This window comes from Pontibacter arcticus (genome assembly GCF_003284895.1).
Lineage (GTDB): Bacteria > Bacteroidota > Bacteroidia > Cytophagales > Hymenobacteraceae > Pontibacter > Pontibacter arcticus.
This window is the reverse complement of sequence record NZ_QMDV01000001.1, coordinates 354683-372946: the sequence shown is the minus strand read 5'-3', so window position 1 is coordinate 372946 and position 18264 is coordinate 354683. Positions and strand designations below refer to the sequence as shown.

Genomic DNA, 18264 nt, shown 5'->3' with positions numbered 1-18264 from the left:
TATGAATGGTCTGTCTTTACATCATACTTCAAACATCTTACTTCATACTTCAGTATTGTGCCATTGTTTTGTCTATCTGCACAGCCCACGCATGGATGCCGCCTTTTAGGTTAAGCAGGTTTTCGAAGCCCAGGCGTTGGGTAAGGTAATGAATGGCCTGCGCGCTCCGGAACCCATGATGGCATACTACTACCACAGGTATATCCCGTCGGATGCGGCTGGTTTGTTTTGGCAGATCGCCCAACGGAATCAGCTCGCCGCCCAGGTTACATATTTCAAATTCGGAGGGTTCGCGCACATCCAGTAGCTGCAGCTTGTTGTTGCGGGCCAGCATATCTTTCAGTTCCTGTACGGTAATCTCATTCATAACTCTTTATCTTTACACCAGCCTTTTTACGAAGCCGGCCATTATTCAATCAGGCTGCAAACTTACAAAATCAGATGGTCTGCTACGAAAGCAGAAGCAAGTATGATAACAGATATCCTGAATAATTTAACAGAAGCACTGCAGGCCATGAGCCTGGTAGAAGTAATTGGGGTAATTACAGGTATAGCCGGCGTGTGGCTGGCAGCTAAACAGCACATTGGTACGTGGCTGCTGGGTTTAGTAAGTGTGGCCATGTATGTCTGGATATTTTATGACGTGCGCCTGTATGCTGATATGGGGCTGCAGATTTTTTATTTCTTTACAAGCATTTACGGGTGGTACAGCTGGCGCTACGGAGGCAAAAACCATTCTGAAATAAAAGTGAGCAGGATTACCAAACAGGAATTTATACTTTCGGCTATACTGGGTGTTTTGTTTACAGCAGTACTGGGCTACTTTCTTGAGAATTTCACGAACGCCGACCTATCTTACATTGATTCGGCTACAACAGCAGTTAGCCTTATCGGGTACTGGATGATGGCCCGCAAAAAACTGGAAAACTGGTTACTCTGGCTGGCCGTGGATGCTGTATACGTAGGTATTTATTATTATAAAGATCTCTATCTAACCAGCTTTCTATACTTTGTTTTCCTGATATTGGCTACCAAAGGATATATCGACTGGAAAAAAGAATATATACAATCTCAAAACGCTGTTACACCATTAAATGCTTGTTAGCGTGCTGTATATACTTGGTTTTGTTCTAATCTGAGGGCTTAGGTTTGCGTACAATTCTAATGTGATTTACTTCGGGCTAAGCCTCCGATATAAGGCTGACATGTTCAACAGTGTAACCCTGTAGCACCATGCAAAAACGTAAACTCGAATTGCCTGAAGAATTAAAGTATGTAAACCGGATGAAATGGGGATACGAGTCTCCGGACGAAAATCCTAAACAAGTCTGTTTTGCACAACAAGGCGATCAAAATCCTAAGATCATCAAAGTCTATAACTTTTTCGGATATAGTTTTTCGGAAAGTTAGAGACCAGCTGCCCAGAACGGGCAGCTTTTTTTTTGCCCATACTTTTCGAGCGTACGCCGGCTGCCAGAATCACATTTCAAATACCTACCTTTAAGGCGCACCGCAGCAGTATTGTTACTTTATGTTGAAAATTGCCATTACCGGTCCGGAGTCTACAGGTAAATCCACGTTGTCTCAAAAGCTGGCCGCACACTATCAAACCGCTTGGGTGCCCGAGTATGCACGGCAGTATATCGGGCATCTGGGCCGCGCTTATACTTTAAAAGACATCGAAGCCATTGCCCGCGGCCAACTGGCCCTGGAAGCCGAAACAGCCCAACAGGCCCGCAAACTTTTATTTTGCGATACCGATCTGCTGGTACTTAAAATATGGAGCAAACACGCTTTTGGCCATTGCCCCGACTGGATCGAAGAAAAATTACAGCAGCAAGCCTATAACCTTTACCTGCTCATGGGCGTTGATTTGCCCTGGGAGCCTGATCCGCAACGCGAGCACCCGCACCTGCGCCAGTTTTTTTACGACTGGTACAAACGCGAATTACAGCAACTGGGCGTTAGGTTTGTAGAGATAACAGGCCACGAGCAAGCCCGCGAACAACTGGCGCAGGAACACGTGGATGCCCTGCTCCGAGAACACAATCTTTTGTAAAACCAACTATGTTATACTTTCTTCAGAACGATACTTTTAAGGTGGCAGTCGAGAGCCTGGGAGCCGAATTGCAGCACTTCATTAAAACAGACGAAAACCTGGAACTGATCTGGCAGGCCGATCCTGCTGTATGGGCCGCACATGCACCCAACCTGTTTCCGGTGGTAGGCGAGCTTCCAAACCAGGCCTATACTTTTGAGGGGAAAACGTACCAGTTACCGCGCCACGGTTTCGCGCGGCACCGCGAGTTCGAATTAATAGATTCGTCTAAAAACAAACTCGTTTTCCAGCTGAAGTATGATGACGAAACACTGGCTGTTTACCCATTCGAGTTTCGTTTCCTGATCGCGTACCGCCTCGAAGAGAATAAGCTTTTTGTTACCTACCAGCTCACAAATACCGATAAGCAGATGTTATACTTTGGTTTGGGCGCGCATCCGGGTTTTAACGTCCCGCTTTACCCCAACGAAAAGTATGAGGATTATTACCTGGAGTTTGAACACGAAGAAACTCTGAGTCGCTATTTGTTAAACGAAAACGGTTTACTGAACGGAGAAGCCGAGTTGCTGCTGGACCAAACTAATATCCTGCCTTTACAGCATTCATACTTTGATAAAGACGCGATTGTCTTCAAAAACCCGAAATCAGAAAAAGTAACCTTAGCCAACCGTACCAACCAGCGGCGCATTGAGCTGGCTTTTGAAGGTTTTCCATACTTAGGTATCTGGGCTAAGCCGGGGCCGTCGCCTTACGTGTGCATCGAGCCATGGTGCGGTATTGCCAGCAGCGTAGGTGATAGCGGCGAGCTACAGGAAAAAGAAGGTATAAACGCGCTGCGCCCTGCCGAAACCTTTGAGCGGACCTTCTCAATAACCGTTTTCTAAAAGTATAAACGCAGTGCCCTAAGCACACAAAAAAATCCCTGCTACACTTTAAGAAGTAGCAGGGATTTTTTTGCTTACAGGTAAATTAGTTTAGCGAAGGCTCAGGCATCCGCAGAAAAGTAAGTCGCAAGGGGGCGTATTCCGGTTCGAAATCATTTATAGGTAATGATATGCCGGGCGGTAGGTCAAGATCTGGCAGGTCATCGCCAAGCGGTTCGCCGCCGTCATCGTCGTTGCCCGAGGTAGGCGGACGTTTAAGCTGCTTTTGAGGCGAGAATGCATAATATGCCAGTATCGTAAGTAAGGCCAACGTGTATAAAATGCTGATCATCATTGCGTTTACACTTAACTAAATTAGGTTTAGGCGGGCAGCGATTTGGGGCAAGGCGAAGTTTATACTTGCAGGAAATCATGCCTATTATAGATTTCAACGTAGGTTGCGGGCAAGGGGTTATCCTATAAAGCAGAAAAAATACAGGCGCCTTTTGCCCGGTGTTACGAGTTATTTCGCCTTACTACAATTTCTCCTTTTTATTCTCCCAAAAAACGCCCTACCTTTGCAGCAGTTTAGGGGTGCCTTATAATAACGGGCTGAGATCATACCCATTGAACCTGATCCGGGTAATGCCGGCGAAGGGAAAACGAGGGAAACATTTTATAGCAGGATGCCGACCCCTGGTGGTTCTGTATGTTTCAATTTTCTTACTTTTTTAAATGAAAAAATTACTTTTTGTAATGGCGGCTACTTTGCTGTTTCCATTGCAGTTGCTTGCCCAGTATACTCTGAGCGGCCAGGTACGCGATGCAGCTAAAAACGAACTGCTGGCAGGCGCTACCATCCAACTCCAAGGTGCGGGCAAAGGCACCGTATCAGATGCCAACGGCCTTTTCGAATTCCAGGAGCTGCAGGCCGGAACTTATACGTTACAGGTCAGTTTTGTAGGGTTCGATAAAAAACAGGTAACAGTTACCCTGCCGCAAACCGGCTTATTCGAAGTACATTTACAGCGCGCCTCGCTGCAGGCAGGCGAGGTAGTAGTATCAGCCATCCGGGCAAACGAAAAAACAGGAACCACTTTTACCAACGTTACTAAAGAGCAGATCGCAGAACAGAATTTCGGGCAGGATCTGCCTTATTTATTGGAACGAACACCTTCTGTAGTGGTAAATTCTGACGCAGGCGCTGGCGTGGGCTATACAGGCATTCGCATCCGTGGGTCCGATATTACGCGCATCAATGTGACAGTAAACGGTATTCCGGTGAACGATGCCGAGAGCCATGGTGCTTTCTTCGTGAACATGCCTGATCTGGCGTCTTCTATCCAGGATATACAGGTGCAGCGCGGCGTAGGAACATCTACAAACGGCGGCGGCGCTTTCGGAGCAAGTATGAATATCCGGACCATGGGCCTGAACCGCGAAGCGTACGCCGAAACGCAGAACACATACGGCTCTTTCAACACCTGGAAACACACCGTTTCGTTTGGCTCCGGCTTGCTGAACGATAAATTTACAGTAGATGGCCGCCTGTCTAAAGTATCCTCGGATGGCTACATCGACCGCGCTTTCTCTGATCTGAAGTCCTATTATTTCTCGGCGGGCTATCATGGCAAAACCGGTATGCTGAAATTCATTACCTTCTCGGGTCAGGAAAAAACATACCAGGCCTGGAACGGACTGGAGGAGAGCAAACTGGAAACCGACCGCACCTATAACTCCACTGGTTTGTACACCGATGCCAACGGAAACGAAGCCTTTTACGACAACGAAACCGACAACTACCAGCAGGACCATTACCAACTGCATTACTCCAAAGATCTGGCACCACGGCTTAACCTGGGCGGCGCGTTCCATTTTACCCGTGGGCGTGGCTATTACGAGCAGTACAAAGAGTCTCAGCGGTTAGCTAATTACGGCCTGGCACCGGTTGTACTAGGTACAGAAAGTATAACGCGCACCGACCTGATCCGGCAGAAGTGGCTCGATAATTATTTTTACGGCGCTACGTATGCGTTAAATTATACTTCGGAAAATGGCAAACTGGACGCAACGCTCGGCGGCGCTGTCAACCAGTATGATGGCGACCATTACGGCGAAATTATCTGGGCGCGTTACGCATCCAACAGCCAGATACGGCAGCGTTATTACTTTGGAAACGCCCTTAAAACCGATTTCAATATTTTCGGGAAAGCAACGTACCAGTTAACCGAAGACCTGAGTTTATTCGGAGATTTGCAGTACCGCACCGTTAATTACGAACTCGAAGGCACCGATGATGATAACCGCGACGTAACGCAGCAAGCGAGTTACAACTTTATCAACCCGAAAGCCGGCGCAACTTATACTTTAAATGAGAACCAAAGTATATATGCCTCCTTTGCCGTAGGCAACCGCGAGCCGGTCCGCTCAGATTTTACAGACCGTACCCAATCCGATGAGCAGAACGGCATCACGCCAAAACCGGAAACGCTTTACAACTGGGAAGCCGGTTACCGTTTGCGCCGTAACGGAAGTATGCCTTTTACCTTCGATGCCAACTTTTACTACATGGATTACAAAAACCAACTGGTGCTAACCGGCCAGCTGAACGATGTAGGAACAGGATTGCGTACCAACATCAAAAACAGCTACCGCACCGGCCTCGAACTGGCAGCCCAGGTACAACTGCACAAACTGGTAACGCTGGGCAGCAACCTGACCGTTAGTCGTAACAAGATCAGAAATTACTCGGAAACAGTTTACAGCTACGACAACGACCAGGATTACAACCCGTCCGGCGAGGAAGTAACTATTTACAAAGAAGCAGACATTGCTTTTTCTCCGGAAATCATCTCGTCGCATTTACTGGAAGTACAACCGGTGACAGGCTTAAGAGCGGCCTTTATTTATAAAACCGTAAGCAAGCAATATTTAGATAACACCAGCAGCGAAAACCGCAAACTGAACGGTTACCAGGTAGCCGACCTGCGCCTGCGCTATACTTTAAAACCGGTTTTTGTGAACGAAATGGAAATTGCCCTGCTGGTTAATAACGTACTTAATACCAAGTATGAGGCTAACGGGTATACGTACAGCAGCAGGTTCGACAACCTGCCTGCCCGCAGCGATTATAATTTTTATTATCCGCAGGCTACACGCAACTTTTTACTTTCGTTTGGAGTAAAGTTTTAATGTTAGATAGAATTATTGATTACGTAAAAAAGCCCTGCCTCACTGGTGGGGCTTTTTGTTTTGAGGATGATTTATACTTTGGAAGAGACAATGCTTTCCAGTCGGAGCTATTCTGTCCGGTTTATACTTTGCCGAAGACTTCTGGGTGCTGATTTCTTTTTGTGGCGTTATAAATAGCTACTTTACCCGAAAATTCTAACTTTGCATCTACTCATTCCAACATCTTAAAACAGAACTATGGCTTACGAATCTACCGGCGCGCCTGATTATTATAACATAGACGACCTCCTGACCGAGGAACACAGACTGATCCGCCAGACAATGCGCGATTTTGTGAAGCGTGAAATTTCTCCTTACATCGAACAATGGGCGCAGGATGCACATTTCCCTTCCGAAATTGTAAAGAAGTTTGGCGATGTAGGTGCTTTCGGCCCGACTATACCAACCGAGTATGGCGGGGGCGGCCTCGATTATATCAGCTATGGCATTATCATGCAGGAAATCGAGCGCGGCGACTCCGGTATGCGTTCTACGGCATCGGTGCAGGGCTCTTTGGTCATGTACCCCATCTACAAGTATGGCTCTGAGGAGCAACGCAATAAATACCTACCGAAACTGGCCAGCGGCGAGTGGCTGGGCTGCTTTGGTTTAACAGAACCGGACCACGGCTCAAACCCAGGCGGCATGATGACCACCATCAAAGACATGGGCGACCATTATTTGCTGAACGGTGCTAAAATGTGGATTTCTAACTCGCCGGAGTGCCAGGTAGCGGTAGTATGGGCGAAGAACGATGAAGGCCGCATTAAAGGCGTAATTGTGGAGCGCGGCATGGAAGGCTTTACAACGCCAGAGATACACAACAAATGGAGCTTACGCGCCAGCTGTACCGGCGAACTGGTTTTTGATAACGTGAAAGTACCCAAAGAAAACCTGTTACCGAACATAGATGGCTTAAAAGGACCACTTGGTTGCCTGGACTCTGCCCGTTATGGCATTTCGTGGGGTGCAATTGGTGCTGCCATCGATTGCTACGAATCGGCTCTGAAGTATAGCAAAGAGCGCATTCAATTCGATAAACCAATTGGCGCATTCCAGCTGACACAGAAAAAACTGGCCGAAATGCTGACTGAAATTACCAAAGCACAGCTTTTGGCCTGGCGCTTAGGCATGCTCATGAACGAAGGCAAAGCCACTACCCAGCAAATATCGATGGCCAAACGCAATAACGTAGACATGGCGCTGCGCATCACCCAGATTGCTCGTCAGATACACGGCGGTATGGGCATTACAGGCGAGTACCCGATCATGCGCCACATGATGAACCTGGAATCTGTGATCACTTACGAAGGAACGCACGATATTCATTTGCTGATAACAGGTGCCGATATTACCGGCATTCAGGCGTTTAAATAACCCCTCCCAATCCTCCCCTAAAAACAGGGGAGGACTTATTACAACAAAGGCAGCTACGAAAGTGGCTGCCTTTTATACTTTAAGTAACAATGGTCAAGGCCGTTTTAGCTGATTTCTTCGTCAGGTTGGTCTCTGAATTTTCCTTGTGGTTTGTAGGAAATCATACTTTCCCAAAGCCTGTCAAACTCCCGGCTGTAGTCCTGCACAATACTGATGTTATCGGTTATCAGTACATTTTCGTGGTTGTAGAGGGCGGCGCTTCGGGTCCAGTTGTAGCTGCCGGTCAGTACGCTGGCTTCGTCGAAAATGGCAAACTTATGGTGCATGTGGCTGCGTGTTTTATCGATGCGCACATGCAGGCCTTTTGCAGCTAATTCCCTTATATCGGAGCCCATATCATGCAGTTTTGTATTATCCGTAATGATCTTGATACGTACGCCGCGCCGGTGAGCCAGCACAATGGCTTCCGAAATACGGTCGTCACTGATCGTAAAAACACAGATCTTCATCGTTTTCCTGGTTGCTTCGATAGCGCTGATGATAGCGTTCAGGCAAGCATCTCCCGGACTGAAAAAAGCATGACTGGTAATTTTTTGATGACTTGGGTGCATGTATTTCTTATTTTAGCCGCCGTAAGTTACTCTTGGTTCTCTTAAAGTAAAGCTATGGCAAATGCTTTGCTAATAAGGTTAGATTTGTATAATAAAAGTATAAAATAATTAGCAAAATTACGTAAATTCGAAGCTGTAAATGGAGCGAAACAAAGTATAAATCTATTATACCTGCACACGCTTCCGGTTTATAAAAAGTATTACTTATACCATGAGAGAAGATTATCTGACCGGCGAAAACGACTACATGTCGCCCGCCGAAAAGGACATAGATAAAGCGCTGCGCCCGCTCAGTTTCAGCGATTTTACAGGGCAGGCCAAAATTGTTGAGAACCTGAAAATATTTGTGCTCGCCGCCCGCCGCCGTGGCGAAGCGCTGGACCACGTATTATTGCACGGACCTCCGGGCCTGGGTAAAACCACACTATCGCATATTATTGCTTCTGAACTGAACGCAGGCATCAAAATGACATCCGGGCCGGTACTGGATAAGCCCAGCGACCTGGCGGGTTTGCTCACGAACCTCGATGCAAACGATGTACTGTTCATTGACGAGATCCACCGCCTCAACCCAATCGTGGAAGAGTACCTGTACTCGGCGATGGAGGATTACAAGATCGATATCATGCTCGATTCCGGTCCTAATGCGCGTTCTGTACAAATCAGTTTGAATCCGTTTACCCTGATCGGTGCAACCACACGTTCCGGTTTGCTGACAGCGCCGTTGCGTGCCCGTTTCAGTATTAACAGCCGTTTGGAGTATTACGATGCCGAGTTGTTAACTTCCATTGTAAAACGTTCGTCGGCTCTGCTGGGTGCACCTATACACGATGATGCTGCTTTCGAGATTGCCCGCCGCAGCCGTGGCACACCGCGTATTGCGAACAACCTGCTGCGCCGTACCCGCGATTTTGCCCAGATAAAAGGCGATGGCACCATCACCGTAGAAATTGCAAAGTTTGCTCTGCATGCGCTGGATGTAGACCACAACGGTTTGGATGATATGGACAAACGAATTCTCTCCTGCATCATCGATAAGTATAAAGGTGGCCCGGTTGGTATCTCAACCATCGCAACAGCCTGCGGCGAGGAAGCAGAAACCATCGAAGAAGTATACGAGCCGTTCCTGATTCAGGAAGGTTATATTAAGCGCACCGCCCGCGGCCGCGAAGCAACCGAAGCTGCTTACCGTCACTTAGGTAAAATTCCGCCGCAGCATGTTACCGGCGGCGGTTTGTTTGCTGAGGAGTAACGTATAAAAGCAGGCTTTCCGGAGCCTGCTTTTTGCATTTGAGTACTTTACTAGTAAACTCTAGTTGCGATTTACCCACCCCAACCCCTCCGAGGAGGGGAATTTGTTCTGTAAGAGTAATTTTTGAGTTATTTTTTGTAATCGTAAATCAAAATTCCCCTCCTTGGAGCGGTCAGGGGCAATGTCGTCAACTTAAGATTTTTGCCCTCGCTCGCCTCTGGCGAGTGTGAGCTACCTGCGGCCTCTGGCCGCTTCAGTTTCATACCTAATAGTTAAAATTTTGATACAGGGATATGGATGTCCGGAAGATCCTTTACCTTAAGTTGACGGCATTGGGGGTCAGGGGTGGGTTTACACCTATACAATACAGTAGATCGCAACTTGAGTTAGTAAGTATAAACCTTTGCTGCGTGATTCTACGAAACGGATTTATTTCTCTGTAATTTTGTTCTTCCTCAAAGTATAAACCGAGCTCTGAAGTATAAATTTTGAACAAAGCGCAATACACCCATTTCATCAAACAAAAAGCACAGGAGCTAGGCTTTATGTATTGCGGCATTTCCAAGGCTGATTTTCTGGAGGAGGAAGCGCCGCGCCTGGAGAGCTGGCTGAACCAGCACATGCACGGCCAGATGCACTACATGGAAAACCATTTCGATAAGCGCCTGGATCCGCGTCTGCTGGTAGATGGTGCCAAATCTGTGGTATCCTTGCTGCTCAACTACTATCCGGAAGAAAAGCAGCCCGAAACCGATACGCTTAAAATATCAAAGTATGCGTATGGCACCGATTATCATTTTGTGATAAAAGACAAGCTGAAAACCTTACTGGACCTTATCAATGAAGAAATAGGAGAGGTGGGTGGCCGCTGCTTCGTGGATTCGGCGCCGGTGCTGGACAAGGCCTGGGCTAAAAAAAGCGGACTGGGTTGGATAGGCAAAAACTCAAACTTAATTACACCGCAAGTAGGCAGCTTTTACTTTATTGCGGAGCTGATTATTGATTTAGAACTGGAATATGATGGGCCGATAAAAGATTATTGCGGCTCGTGTACCCGTTGCCTGGATGCCTGCCCGACCGATGCGATAGTAGCGCCTTATGTGGTGGATGGCAGCAAGTGCATTTCATACTTTACCATCGAGCTGAAAGACCAACTGCCGCAGGAAATGAACGGGAAATTCGGAAACTGGGTGTTTGGTTGTGATATCTGCCAGGATGTATGTCCGTGGAACCGTTTCAGTAAGCCACACCAGGAGCCGGCCTTTAACGCGCATCCCGAACTTAAAAACATGAAAACAAACGATTGGCAGGAGCTGACGCAGGAAGTGTTTTCGCAGCTTTTCAAGAAATCAGCAGTGAAGCGGACAGGGTACAAAGGGCTGCTGCGTAACATTCAGTTTTTGCAGCAACCCCCTGAAAATGATTAAGCTATACTTGGGCACTTGGAAAATACGTTGTTCAGAATGCGATGGTATACATCCGAGAACTCGGTATAACACCACTGCTTAAATTGCGTCAGCTCATCTGCCGCTAAAAATTTAAAAGATTTTCTAAGTTCCTTTTCAAACAGCATTTTGTCGAAGCTAACCTTCAGCAAAATGGTCTTCATATATTCTAACATGGTTCGTTTAAGTAATAAAAATTATACTTTGCAATACGCAGATAATCCGCTAAAGTGACAGGTTCCGGGTAAAGAAATTAAATATTTTTTGTTACCATAATACAAGCCCTCAAAACCAGAAAAGAGGGCCTGATCTTCAGGTCCTCTTTTCTAAATAAGGTATCAATAACTAGCGTGGCTGTACAATAAACAAGTTGGCAATATCCAGAACAGCTTGTTTTTCCAAAGGTTCATCAAACGCTTCGGAGGCCGCTCCTACAGAAATTCCGCCAGAAGCAATATTAACCGTAGCCTGGGTAGTTACTTCTTCGCCATTATATACTGCTTGTGTTGGAGCAGGCATTCCTGCTCCACGTTCATTCCCGGTTATCCAGCTCTTTAAACCACGTATTTTTCGTATTTCAGCTGCGTGGCGCGCTTCTACGGAGTGTATTTGCAGGGCAGCTGTTAACACCGCACTGCTGGCTATTAAATTACCAGCCTGCCCCTTATAAGCACGTACGCCGGTATCTTCAAACGCCTGAGCTAGAGCCAGGAAAGTAGCTGGGTTTGTGTTCCAATCGGCAAAAGCGCCACCGGCCGAGAAGTCGAAAGTAGGCTTAGGTACCGGTGTAGCGTTAAGCGATCTGAGGGTATCCTGTAAAAACTTTACGTGTGCCGCTTCGTGCTTGCTGATCTGCTCGATAACTGGGCGGTTGGCAGCAGCAACTGCTGTAGAAGAGGCCAGGCCTAAACGGTAAAACTCATCTTCCAGGTATTCTAAAGTAAGTGCAAATTGCAGCGTATCCACAATAGCGTTGTTCGATTGGCCGTAAGCCTTTGTAAACAAGGAGCCTAGCGCCAACGGCACAGCAGCAACAGCTATCTTTTTACTGAAACCACTTATGTTTTTAAAGGCCGCTCTGCGCGAATCCAACCGACCGTATACTTCCGGGTCAGCTTTCTCAATGTCCTGAATTAGTTTAAGAATATTCATAGTGCTGTTCGGTTATTTAGGTAAGTTGTTCGCGTTAATTTTTGTTTTAATGTAATCAGCGGCAATGGTCAGTACTTCCATCGGCGTCCGGGATACGTCCAGGCCTTTGGCATCTACCACATCATCACCCGAAAAATCTTTCGATAATGGATTCAGCAGATCGCGGATGGCAGCTGCATGGCGTGCTTCCACAGATACAATTTTACCTGCCAGCGTAAGGTAAGTTAAGCCAACGCCGGTATCTGTAAATAACTGGCCTGCGCCGTTGTAAGCCGATACGCCCAGGTCTTCAAAGGCTTTGGCGGTGCCTAATACGCTGGCTCTGTCGTTAAAATTGATCTTAGTAAAGTTTACTTCCAGGCCCGGAATTGCATTGTTTCCAAGTGCGGCCTTAAAGAACTCGCGGTGGGCTATTTCATGGTCGCGGATATCGGTTAGTAACTGCGTTTCTGCAGCCGTCATGCCGGCATACTTGGTTGCGATAACTTGCGTGTAGAAAGCCGCTTCGAGTTGTTCCAACGCATAGGCGTAGTTCAGAATGCCCACATCGCCGGAGCCCAGGTCAACGGCATCTCCAACAGGTGGCAGCGGATCTATCTGGTCATCGTCGTCATCGCAAGAGGTAGTAAGTAATAATGTAGCAGCGGCAGCTGAAGCACCTGCATACCGGAAGAAGGTACGTCGTTGCATCTGGGCTTTTAAAGCTTTGCTAATGCCGCCTTCATTTTCTTCAGGCTGGTTAATTTTCTCCATAATCGTAAAAGTTTAGTGTTGATGGATAGTATCGTTTACCAGTTCTGAATCGGGCTTAAAATCCGCTGTTGTATAACTGGCAATGTAGCTGACCTACGCTGCAGCTAAAAGACCGGATTTAGGCAGTTTTAAATTTATTTGACTGCTGCCAGTCTGAGAAGAAAAAATGAGCCAAACAGAGTAAGCTGGGAAGCGTTTTTTGAAGTATAAATGGGATCACTAAAGTATAAAAGCGGACAGGTATACTTGCTGCTGCTGAAAATGTGAAGTATAAATCAGCCTGAAAAATTGCGAAAATAGTTTTTTATACCTTAGTTGAAGGTTGCACCAAATCCGGAGCCCGTTTATGCGTTTTTTTACTTTGCTGTTTATACTTGTACAAGTGCTTGTGCTACCTGCGCAAGGGCAGCAGATCAGCATCGAACTTGGCAAAAGCCCGTTGCCCATTAACCAGTATTATACCGTCTCAATCAGGCTGCAGAACCAGCCTTTAAAAGACTATACGCCGTTTCCGGAGATAGAAGGTTTTAAGAAAAGCAGCCGCTACAGCACTACCAAAACCATTACCACCGCCGGCGAAACCACTACCATCCTGACCATCACGCAGAATTACGCAGCCCTCGATGAAGGAGATTTTACACTTCGGCCCTTTACCATGAAAGTGAACGGGCAAACTGTGCAAAGCCCCGGCGCAAGTATAAAAATTGTACCTGCGCCTGCCAATGGCCCGCAAAGTATAAATCTACCCGACCTGAACGCGCTGAACGAAACCACTGACCCGGTGGTGGAACAGGAACCGGAATTTATCTCGAAAGAAGACAATGCGTTCCTGACGATATATACAAATAAAAAAGAGGTATTTGTAGGCGAAGGTGTAAATGTGGTGCTATACTTTTACCTGGCCGAAAAAGACCAGCAACTCCTCGATTTTCATGATTTTGCAAATCAATTAACCGGCATCGTCCGGCAACTGAAGCAGCCTAATTCCTGGGAAGAAGCCTTTGATTTTACGGAAATAACGCCAGAAAACGTGTTGGTGAAAGGCGAACCCTACCTGCGGTTTAAGTTTTACGAAGCCGTATTATACCCCCTTAACCTGGAGCCTGTTAGGTTTCCGGCCTTAGAACTGCGGATGATTAAGTATAAAGTGGCCAAAAACCCGAATCTGCTGGAAGAAGACCGGCAGGAAGGCTTTAAGACCTTTTATTCGAGGGAAAAAGTGGTAGGCGTAAAACAGTTGCCGCCGCACCCATTGCGCGACGTAGTGCCGGTGGGCGTGTATAGTATCCAGCAAAAATTATCTGCCCGCAAAGTGCCGGTTGGCAAAAGCTTTAATTACCAGTTTACCGTAACAGGCGAAGGTAATTTTGATGCCCTGATGCCACCTGTGCCAGCAAACCCGATTGAGCTGGACTTTTACCCGCCGGATGTGCGACAGGATATTACCCGGCGCAACGGGCAAGTAGTAGGTGCCAAAACGTTTGCTTACAACATTATGCCACGCGAGCCGGGTACCTTTAAACTGGCGGATGCCCTCGGACTAATTTATTTTAACCCGGAAACGGCAGCCTACGATACACTTCGGCCGACGGTGCAGGTGCAGGTAACAGGCCTGCAGGATACTGACGCGCTGGTGCTTTCCAGGGACCTGGGAGATTTCTATAACATCATCGAAAACGAAGACACTAAACTGCAAAGCCTTAACCAGGCAAACGAAATCAGAAGATATGCCAACATCGTGTTGGTAGTGTTGCTGGCGGTAGGTACGTTTGTGTTTCTGAAAAAAAATAAAGTATGAGCAATTCCTACGGAAAACTTTTCCGGATCACAACCTTCGGCGAATCGCATGGGGCGGCAGTTGGTGTTATTATAGATGGTTGCCCGGCTGGCCTCGACATCAGCCTGGAAGAAATACAGCACGCCCTGGATCGTCGCAGGCCCGGCCAGTCAAGTATAACTACGCCGCGCAAAGAGGAAGATAAAGCCACCATACTTTCAGGTATTTTTGAAGGAAAGACGCTGGGCACGCCTATTACGCTTGTTGTAAATAATAAAGACCAGGCAAGCCACGATTACAGCCACATCGAGCACGCTTTTCGGCCATCGCATGCCGATTATACTTATACCGCCAAGTATGGCCTGCGCGACTACAGGGGAGGAGGCCGCAGTTCTGCCCGCGAAACCGTTGCCCGGGTAGCGGCGGGTGTTTTAGCTGCAAAGTTGTTGCAGAAGTATGGCATCAGCATAAAGTCGTATGTAGCGCAGGTGGGAAGTATAAAGCTGGAAAAACCGTACACCCAACTCGACCTGAATCAGATTGACAGCAACATCGTGCGCTGCCCCGATAGCGAAACAGCTGCCCGTATGATCAGCCTGATCGAAGAAGTGCGCGATAACCTGGATACGGTAGGCGGTGTAGTGAGCTGCGTGATAACCGGCACGCCGGCCGGCTTAGGCGAACCTGTATTTGATAAGCTGCACGCCGAACTGGGCAAGGCGATGCTAAGTATAAATGCCGTGAAAGGCTTTGAATATGGCAGCGGTTTTGAAGGCGTAAAAATGCGCGGTTCCGAGCACAACGATCAGTTTTTTACCGATGAAAACGGCGCTATAAAAACACGTACCAATAACTCCGGCGGCATACAGGGTGGCATCAGCAACGGGCAGGATATTTACTTTAATGTCGCGTTTAAATCTGTAGCTACCATTCTGCAGCCCCAGCAAACCATTAACGATGCCGGCGAAGAAATTATGCTGGTTGGCAAAGGCCGCCACGACCCCTGTGTGCTGCCGCGTGCCGTGCCTATTGTAGATGCCATGGCCGCTTTAGTACTGGCAGATTTCGTAATGCGACAGCAGGCGAGTAAAGTATAAATGCGGAATTTTAACTGAAGTCGTTTGCCGGGATATAACCCCATTCCGCCAGTTCTTGCTCATGAGTAACTGGCCTGCAAGCGCCGTTGGCTAAAAGTATAATTCTGTTGCTAACACGCCATACAGAACGGTAATCATGGTCTGTAATAATAAAGCCTTTGGTGCCGAGGTGCGAATTTAAAAGTTCTTCGATCCGTTCGGCATACAGCGGCTCTACACCAGAGAAAGGCTCATCCAATAACAGGAATTTTACATCCAGCTGCAGTAACAGGAGTAACTCAAAATAGCGTAACTCACCTTTAGATAATTGGTTTGGATAATTATTTAAGAGCTTTTGTACCCGTTCGTTTTGTTTTACCGCCTCCTTTTTTTCAGGTTCATAAAAGTATAGATCTACAATTTTGTTTAACCTGATAGTTGCAGGCAGGAAATCTTGTTGGGGGAGATACGCCAGCAGGTTCTTCTGTTTATAAGGTGCTGGATATACCTGTCCGTTTATTCGGATGTGCTTGTTATCTGTGAGTAATGTTCCGAAAATGATTTTGAGCAATGTCGATTTGCCACAGCCGTTCCGGCCCAATAAGCCTACAATTTCCCCTGTTTTGCAGCTAATGTAAATATCCGTAAGCAGCTGCCGTTCTTTAATACGGTATAAAATGCTGTCAGCCTGCAGTTCGTTTTCAGGCATACAGGTATAGTTTGAGGATGAATAACACAAACACAAGTGCTACATTAAAAAGATAAGCACCAACTATAAGCCCCATCTTACTGATGCCCTGGTTATGATAAAAGTAATATTGATTTTGGTAACGCTGTTCGTAAAAGTATAAAGCAAGTATAAAACTACCGGTAAGCAGACTGATACTGAAAGCATTTATAAAACCAATAATCCTATGCTCTGCAAAGGCCAGGCTTAGTATACTTACCAACAGTGTAAATGGAAGCATAAAGCTTAGGAGGCTTCTGTAGAACATAAAATGTAACCTGAGTAATTGCATCGCGGAGCTTTGTATTATTCAATATAAACAGAAATCGGTTTAAATAAAAAAAGCCGCCCCTGTAAGCAGGAGCGGCTTTTCTATACGTATACTTTTATTAAAACAACTTCAGCTCTACTACCAGGTACCAGATCAGGATAAGAACAGGCAACAGGAACGGGATAGAGTATTTAAATACATAAGCAAAGAAAGAAGGCATCTTAATGCCAGCGCTTTCTGCAATGGCTTTCACCATAAAGTTAGGGCCGTTACCAATGTAAGTAAACGCTCCGAAAAGAACAGATGCCAGCGAGATGGCTTCCAGCAATATGATCGTACCCGGTTCAAGACCAGTGCCAGTGGCAAACTGCCGTACTTCCATCACATTGTTCTGTGCCATATCATACTTTGCCATTGCTAAAGACAAGAAGTTGGCATAGGTTGGTGCGTTATCTAAAAAGCCTGAAAGCGAGCCTGTAGCCCAATACAAAAAGTTAGGCGTGATATACTGCGAATATTCAGGAGACGAAGCGATTTTGGCTGATAGTTGCAGTGCCGGCATCATCGTAAAGAAGATACCAAAAAACAGGAACACCACTTCCAGAATAGGGCCGAACGTAAAATGGTTACCGGCAAGCGCTGTTTTATCTGAATTGCGGTAGCACAGGAAAGCTGCTGTTAGCTGAATGATCTCACGTAAAAAAGAGAACTTATTGCCATCATAATAGATATGCGGCAGGCCATCGATCACATTCGGGTCCAGGAAAATGGCACCAATAATAATGGCAAGCCAAAGCAGATTGCGCTTGCCACTGATATAAAATTCTGTTTTGGCTTCGTTGGCCGCAATAACTTCGGGGCGTGGTGCATAGTTCGATAGTTTATTGCGGCTATCCACTACAAAAAAGATCAGGCATAGGGCAGCAATGGCCAATAACCAAGGGACAAACAAATGCTGCAATGTCCAGAAAAACGGTACGCCTTTCAGAAAGCCAATAAAAAGCGGAGGATCACCGAGTGGTGTCAGCAAGCCGCCGGCATTACTTACTATAAAGATAAAAAATACGATCTGGTAAGATTTGATACGGTGAATGTTAAGCCGGATAAAAGGCCTGATCAGCAGCAGCGAAGCACCGGTCGTGCCTATGATATTGGCCATCACGGCGCCTAATGCCATTAAAGCCACATTCATGGCAGGTGTAGCGCTGGCATTTATATTGATGTAGATGCCGCCGGCTGCAATGTATAGCGAACTTAAAAGTATAGCGAAGGAAGCATATTCAAAAAAAGTATGAATCGGCATGTGCTGGTCCTGCAATACGAACAAGTAATAGGCAAGCACGGTAAGGCCAAGCGTTACGGCAACTTTCTTATAATTGTGCTCCCAGAAATGGCCGAACAACACAGGGCCACTGGCGATCATGCCTATCAGCAGCAGGAAAGGTATGATCAGGTAAACAGCAACTTCATGTTGAGCCTGTGCCAGTAAAATAAAATTAGTTAGCATGTTAAGTGAGTGGGGTTAGGAAAGTCAGAAATTTAACCGCGCTGCAAAGATACATTTTCGAGTATAAATAGCTAGCAGTGGTCTGCTTTGCGCGTTACAACATTGATGCTTACGTATGGGATCGTATATACTTCTCAGAAATAATACTTAATTTTGGAAACTT

Annotated in this window: 19 protein-coding genes and 1 riboswitch; of the genes, 10 read left to right on the top strand and 9 right to left on the bottom strand. The window is 46.6% G+C overall.

What is annotated here, in order from left to right; translation table 11 throughout:
• Positions 1-49 precede the first annotated feature (49 nt).
• Positions 50-367: a rhodanese-like domain-containing protein gene (locus DP923_RS01660; RefSeq protein WP_112303837.1), complete on the bottom strand. Its 318-nt coding sequence runs from the start codon at positions 365-367 to the stop codon at positions 50-52.
• A 102-nt stretch (positions 368-469) separates the two neighbouring features.
• On the opposite strand from DP923_RS01660, the gene pnuC reads away from it, so the two are divergent.
• From pnuC to DP923_RS01645, 4 genes are all read left to right on the top strand, one after another.
• Entirely contained in the window at positions 470-1105 is a 636-nt protein-coding gene (gene pnuC / locus DP923_RS01655) for a nicotinamide riboside transporter PnuC (protein WP_239020900.1), read from the top strand.
• 128 nt (positions 1106-1233) lie between these two features.
• A complete protein-coding gene (locus tag DP923_RS16615) occupies positions 1234-1410 on the top strand; it encodes a hypothetical protein (RefSeq protein ID WP_165838131.1) in 177 nt (58 codons plus the stop codon).
• Positions 1411-1531: 121 nt separating this feature from the next.
• On the top strand, positions 1532-2059 hold the full coding sequence (locus DP923_RS01650) for an AAA family ATPase (RefSeq protein ID WP_112303836.1): 528 nt from the start codon (positions 1532-1534) through the stop codon (positions 2057-2059).
• 8 nt (positions 2060-2067) lie between these two features.
• Positions 2068-2943, top strand: coding sequence for an aldose 1-epimerase family protein (locus tag DP923_RS01645; RefSeq protein WP_112303835.1), 876 nt, complete (start codon positions 2068-2070; stop codon positions 2941-2943).
• A gap of 85 nt (positions 2944-3028) precedes the next feature.
• Here the strand turns inward: DP923_RS01645 and DP923_RS01640 are convergent, their stop codons facing one another.
• Entirely contained in the window at positions 3029-3277 is a 249-nt protein-coding gene (locus tag DP923_RS01640; RefSeq protein ID WP_112303834.1) for a hypothetical protein, read from the bottom strand.
• A 225-nt stretch (positions 3278-3502) separates the two neighbouring features.
• Positions 3503-3599: riboswitch (TPP riboswitch) on the top strand.
• 58 nt (positions 3600-3657) lie between these two features.
• Between DP923_RS01640 and DP923_RS01635 the strand changes: the two genes are divergently transcribed.
• The gene (locus tag DP923_RS01635) at positions 3658-6114 is read left to right on the top strand and encodes a TonB-dependent receptor (RefSeq protein ID WP_112303833.1); all 2457 of its coding nucleotides are present in this window, start codon (positions 3658-3660) and stop codon (positions 6112-6114) included.
• A gap of 237 nt (positions 6115-6351) precedes the next feature.
• Positions 6352-7530 (top strand): acyl-CoA dehydrogenase family protein, encoded by a 1179-nt coding sequence (locus DP923_RS01630; RefSeq protein ID WP_112303832.1) that lies wholly within the window; start codon positions 6352-6354, stop codon positions 7528-7530.
• Between the two features lie 104 nt (positions 7531-7634).
• Here the strand turns inward: DP923_RS01630 and DP923_RS01625 are convergent, their stop codons facing one another.
• Positions 7635-8141, bottom strand: a complete 507-nt coding sequence (locus DP923_RS01625; protein ID WP_112303831.1) for a phospholipase D-like domain-containing protein — start codon at positions 8139-8141, stop codon at positions 7635-7637.
• A 211-nt stretch (positions 8142-8352) separates the two neighbouring features.
• Here DP923_RS01625 and ruvB point away from each other — a divergent pair, with 211 nt between their 5' ends.
• The gene (gene ruvB, locus DP923_RS01620; protein WP_112303830.1) at positions 8353-9393 is read left to right on the top strand and encodes a Holliday junction branch migration DNA helicase RuvB; all 1041 of its coding nucleotides are present in this window, start codon (positions 8353-8355) and stop codon (positions 9391-9393) included.
• A 488-nt stretch (positions 9394-9881) separates the two neighbouring features.
• Complete coding sequence (gene queG, locus DP923_RS01615) at positions 9882-10820, top strand: tRNA epoxyqueuosine(34) reductase QueG (protein WP_207801922.1); 939 nt, start codon at positions 9882-9884, stop codon at positions 10818-10820.
• Here the strand turns inward: queG and DP923_RS01610 are convergent.
• The 3 genes from DP923_RS01610 to DP923_RS01600 all read right to left on the bottom strand — a co-directional run bounded on the left by DP923_RS01610 (position 10817) and on the right by DP923_RS01600 (position 12743).
• On the bottom strand, positions 10817-11014 hold the full coding sequence (locus tag DP923_RS01610; RefSeq protein WP_112303828.1) for a hypothetical protein: 198 nt from the start codon (positions 11012-11014) through the stop codon (positions 10817-10819). The genes queG and DP923_RS01610 overlap by 4 nt on opposite strands.
• Before the next feature lie 169 nt (positions 11015-11183).
• Positions 11184-11990, bottom strand: a complete 807-nt coding sequence (locus tag DP923_RS01605; protein ID WP_112303827.1) for a ferritin-like domain-containing protein — start codon at positions 11988-11990, stop codon at positions 11184-11186.
• 12 nt (positions 11991-12002) lie between these two features.
• Positions 12003-12743 (bottom strand): ferritin-like domain-containing protein, encoded by a 741-nt coding sequence (locus DP923_RS01600; protein WP_112303826.1) that lies wholly within the window; start codon positions 12741-12743, stop codon positions 12003-12005.
• A 346-nt stretch (positions 12744-13089) separates the two neighbouring features.
• Here DP923_RS01600 and DP923_RS01595 point away from each other — a divergent pair, with 346 nt between their 5' ends.
• Both DP923_RS01595 and aroC read left to right on the top strand, forming a co-directional pair.
• Complete coding sequence (locus DP923_RS01595; protein ID WP_125047612.1) at positions 13090-14541, top strand: BatD family protein; 1452 nt, start codon at positions 13090-13092, stop codon at positions 14539-14541.
• Positions 14538-15617 carry a chorismate synthase gene (gene aroC, locus DP923_RS01590; protein ID WP_112303824.1) on the top strand — a complete coding sequence of 360 codons (1080 nt, stop codon included), beginning with the start codon at positions 14538-14540 and terminating at the stop codon, positions 15615-15617. The genes DP923_RS01595 and aroC overlap by 4 nt, the downstream gene beginning before the upstream one ends.
• A gap of 10 nt (positions 15618-15627) precedes the next feature.
• Here aroC and DP923_RS01585 read toward each other — a convergent pair whose 3' ends face one another.
• From DP923_RS01585 to DP923_RS01575, 3 genes are all read right to left on the bottom strand, one after another.
• Positions 15628-16305 (bottom strand): ATP-binding cassette domain-containing protein, encoded by a 678-nt coding sequence (locus tag DP923_RS01585; protein WP_112303823.1) that lies wholly within the window; start codon positions 16303-16305, stop codon positions 15628-15630.
• Complete coding sequence (locus DP923_RS01580) at positions 16298-16564, bottom strand: hypothetical protein (RefSeq protein ID WP_112303822.1); 267 nt, start codon at positions 16562-16564, stop codon at positions 16298-16300. The genes DP923_RS01585 and DP923_RS01580 overlap by 8 nt, the downstream gene beginning before the upstream one ends.
• A 148-nt stretch (positions 16565-16712) precedes the next feature.
• Positions 16713-18101 (bottom strand): sodium:proton antiporter, encoded by a 1389-nt coding sequence (locus tag DP923_RS01575; RefSeq protein WP_112303821.1) that lies wholly within the window; start codon positions 18099-18101, stop codon positions 16713-16715.
• Positions 18102-18264: the final 163 nt, after the last annotated feature.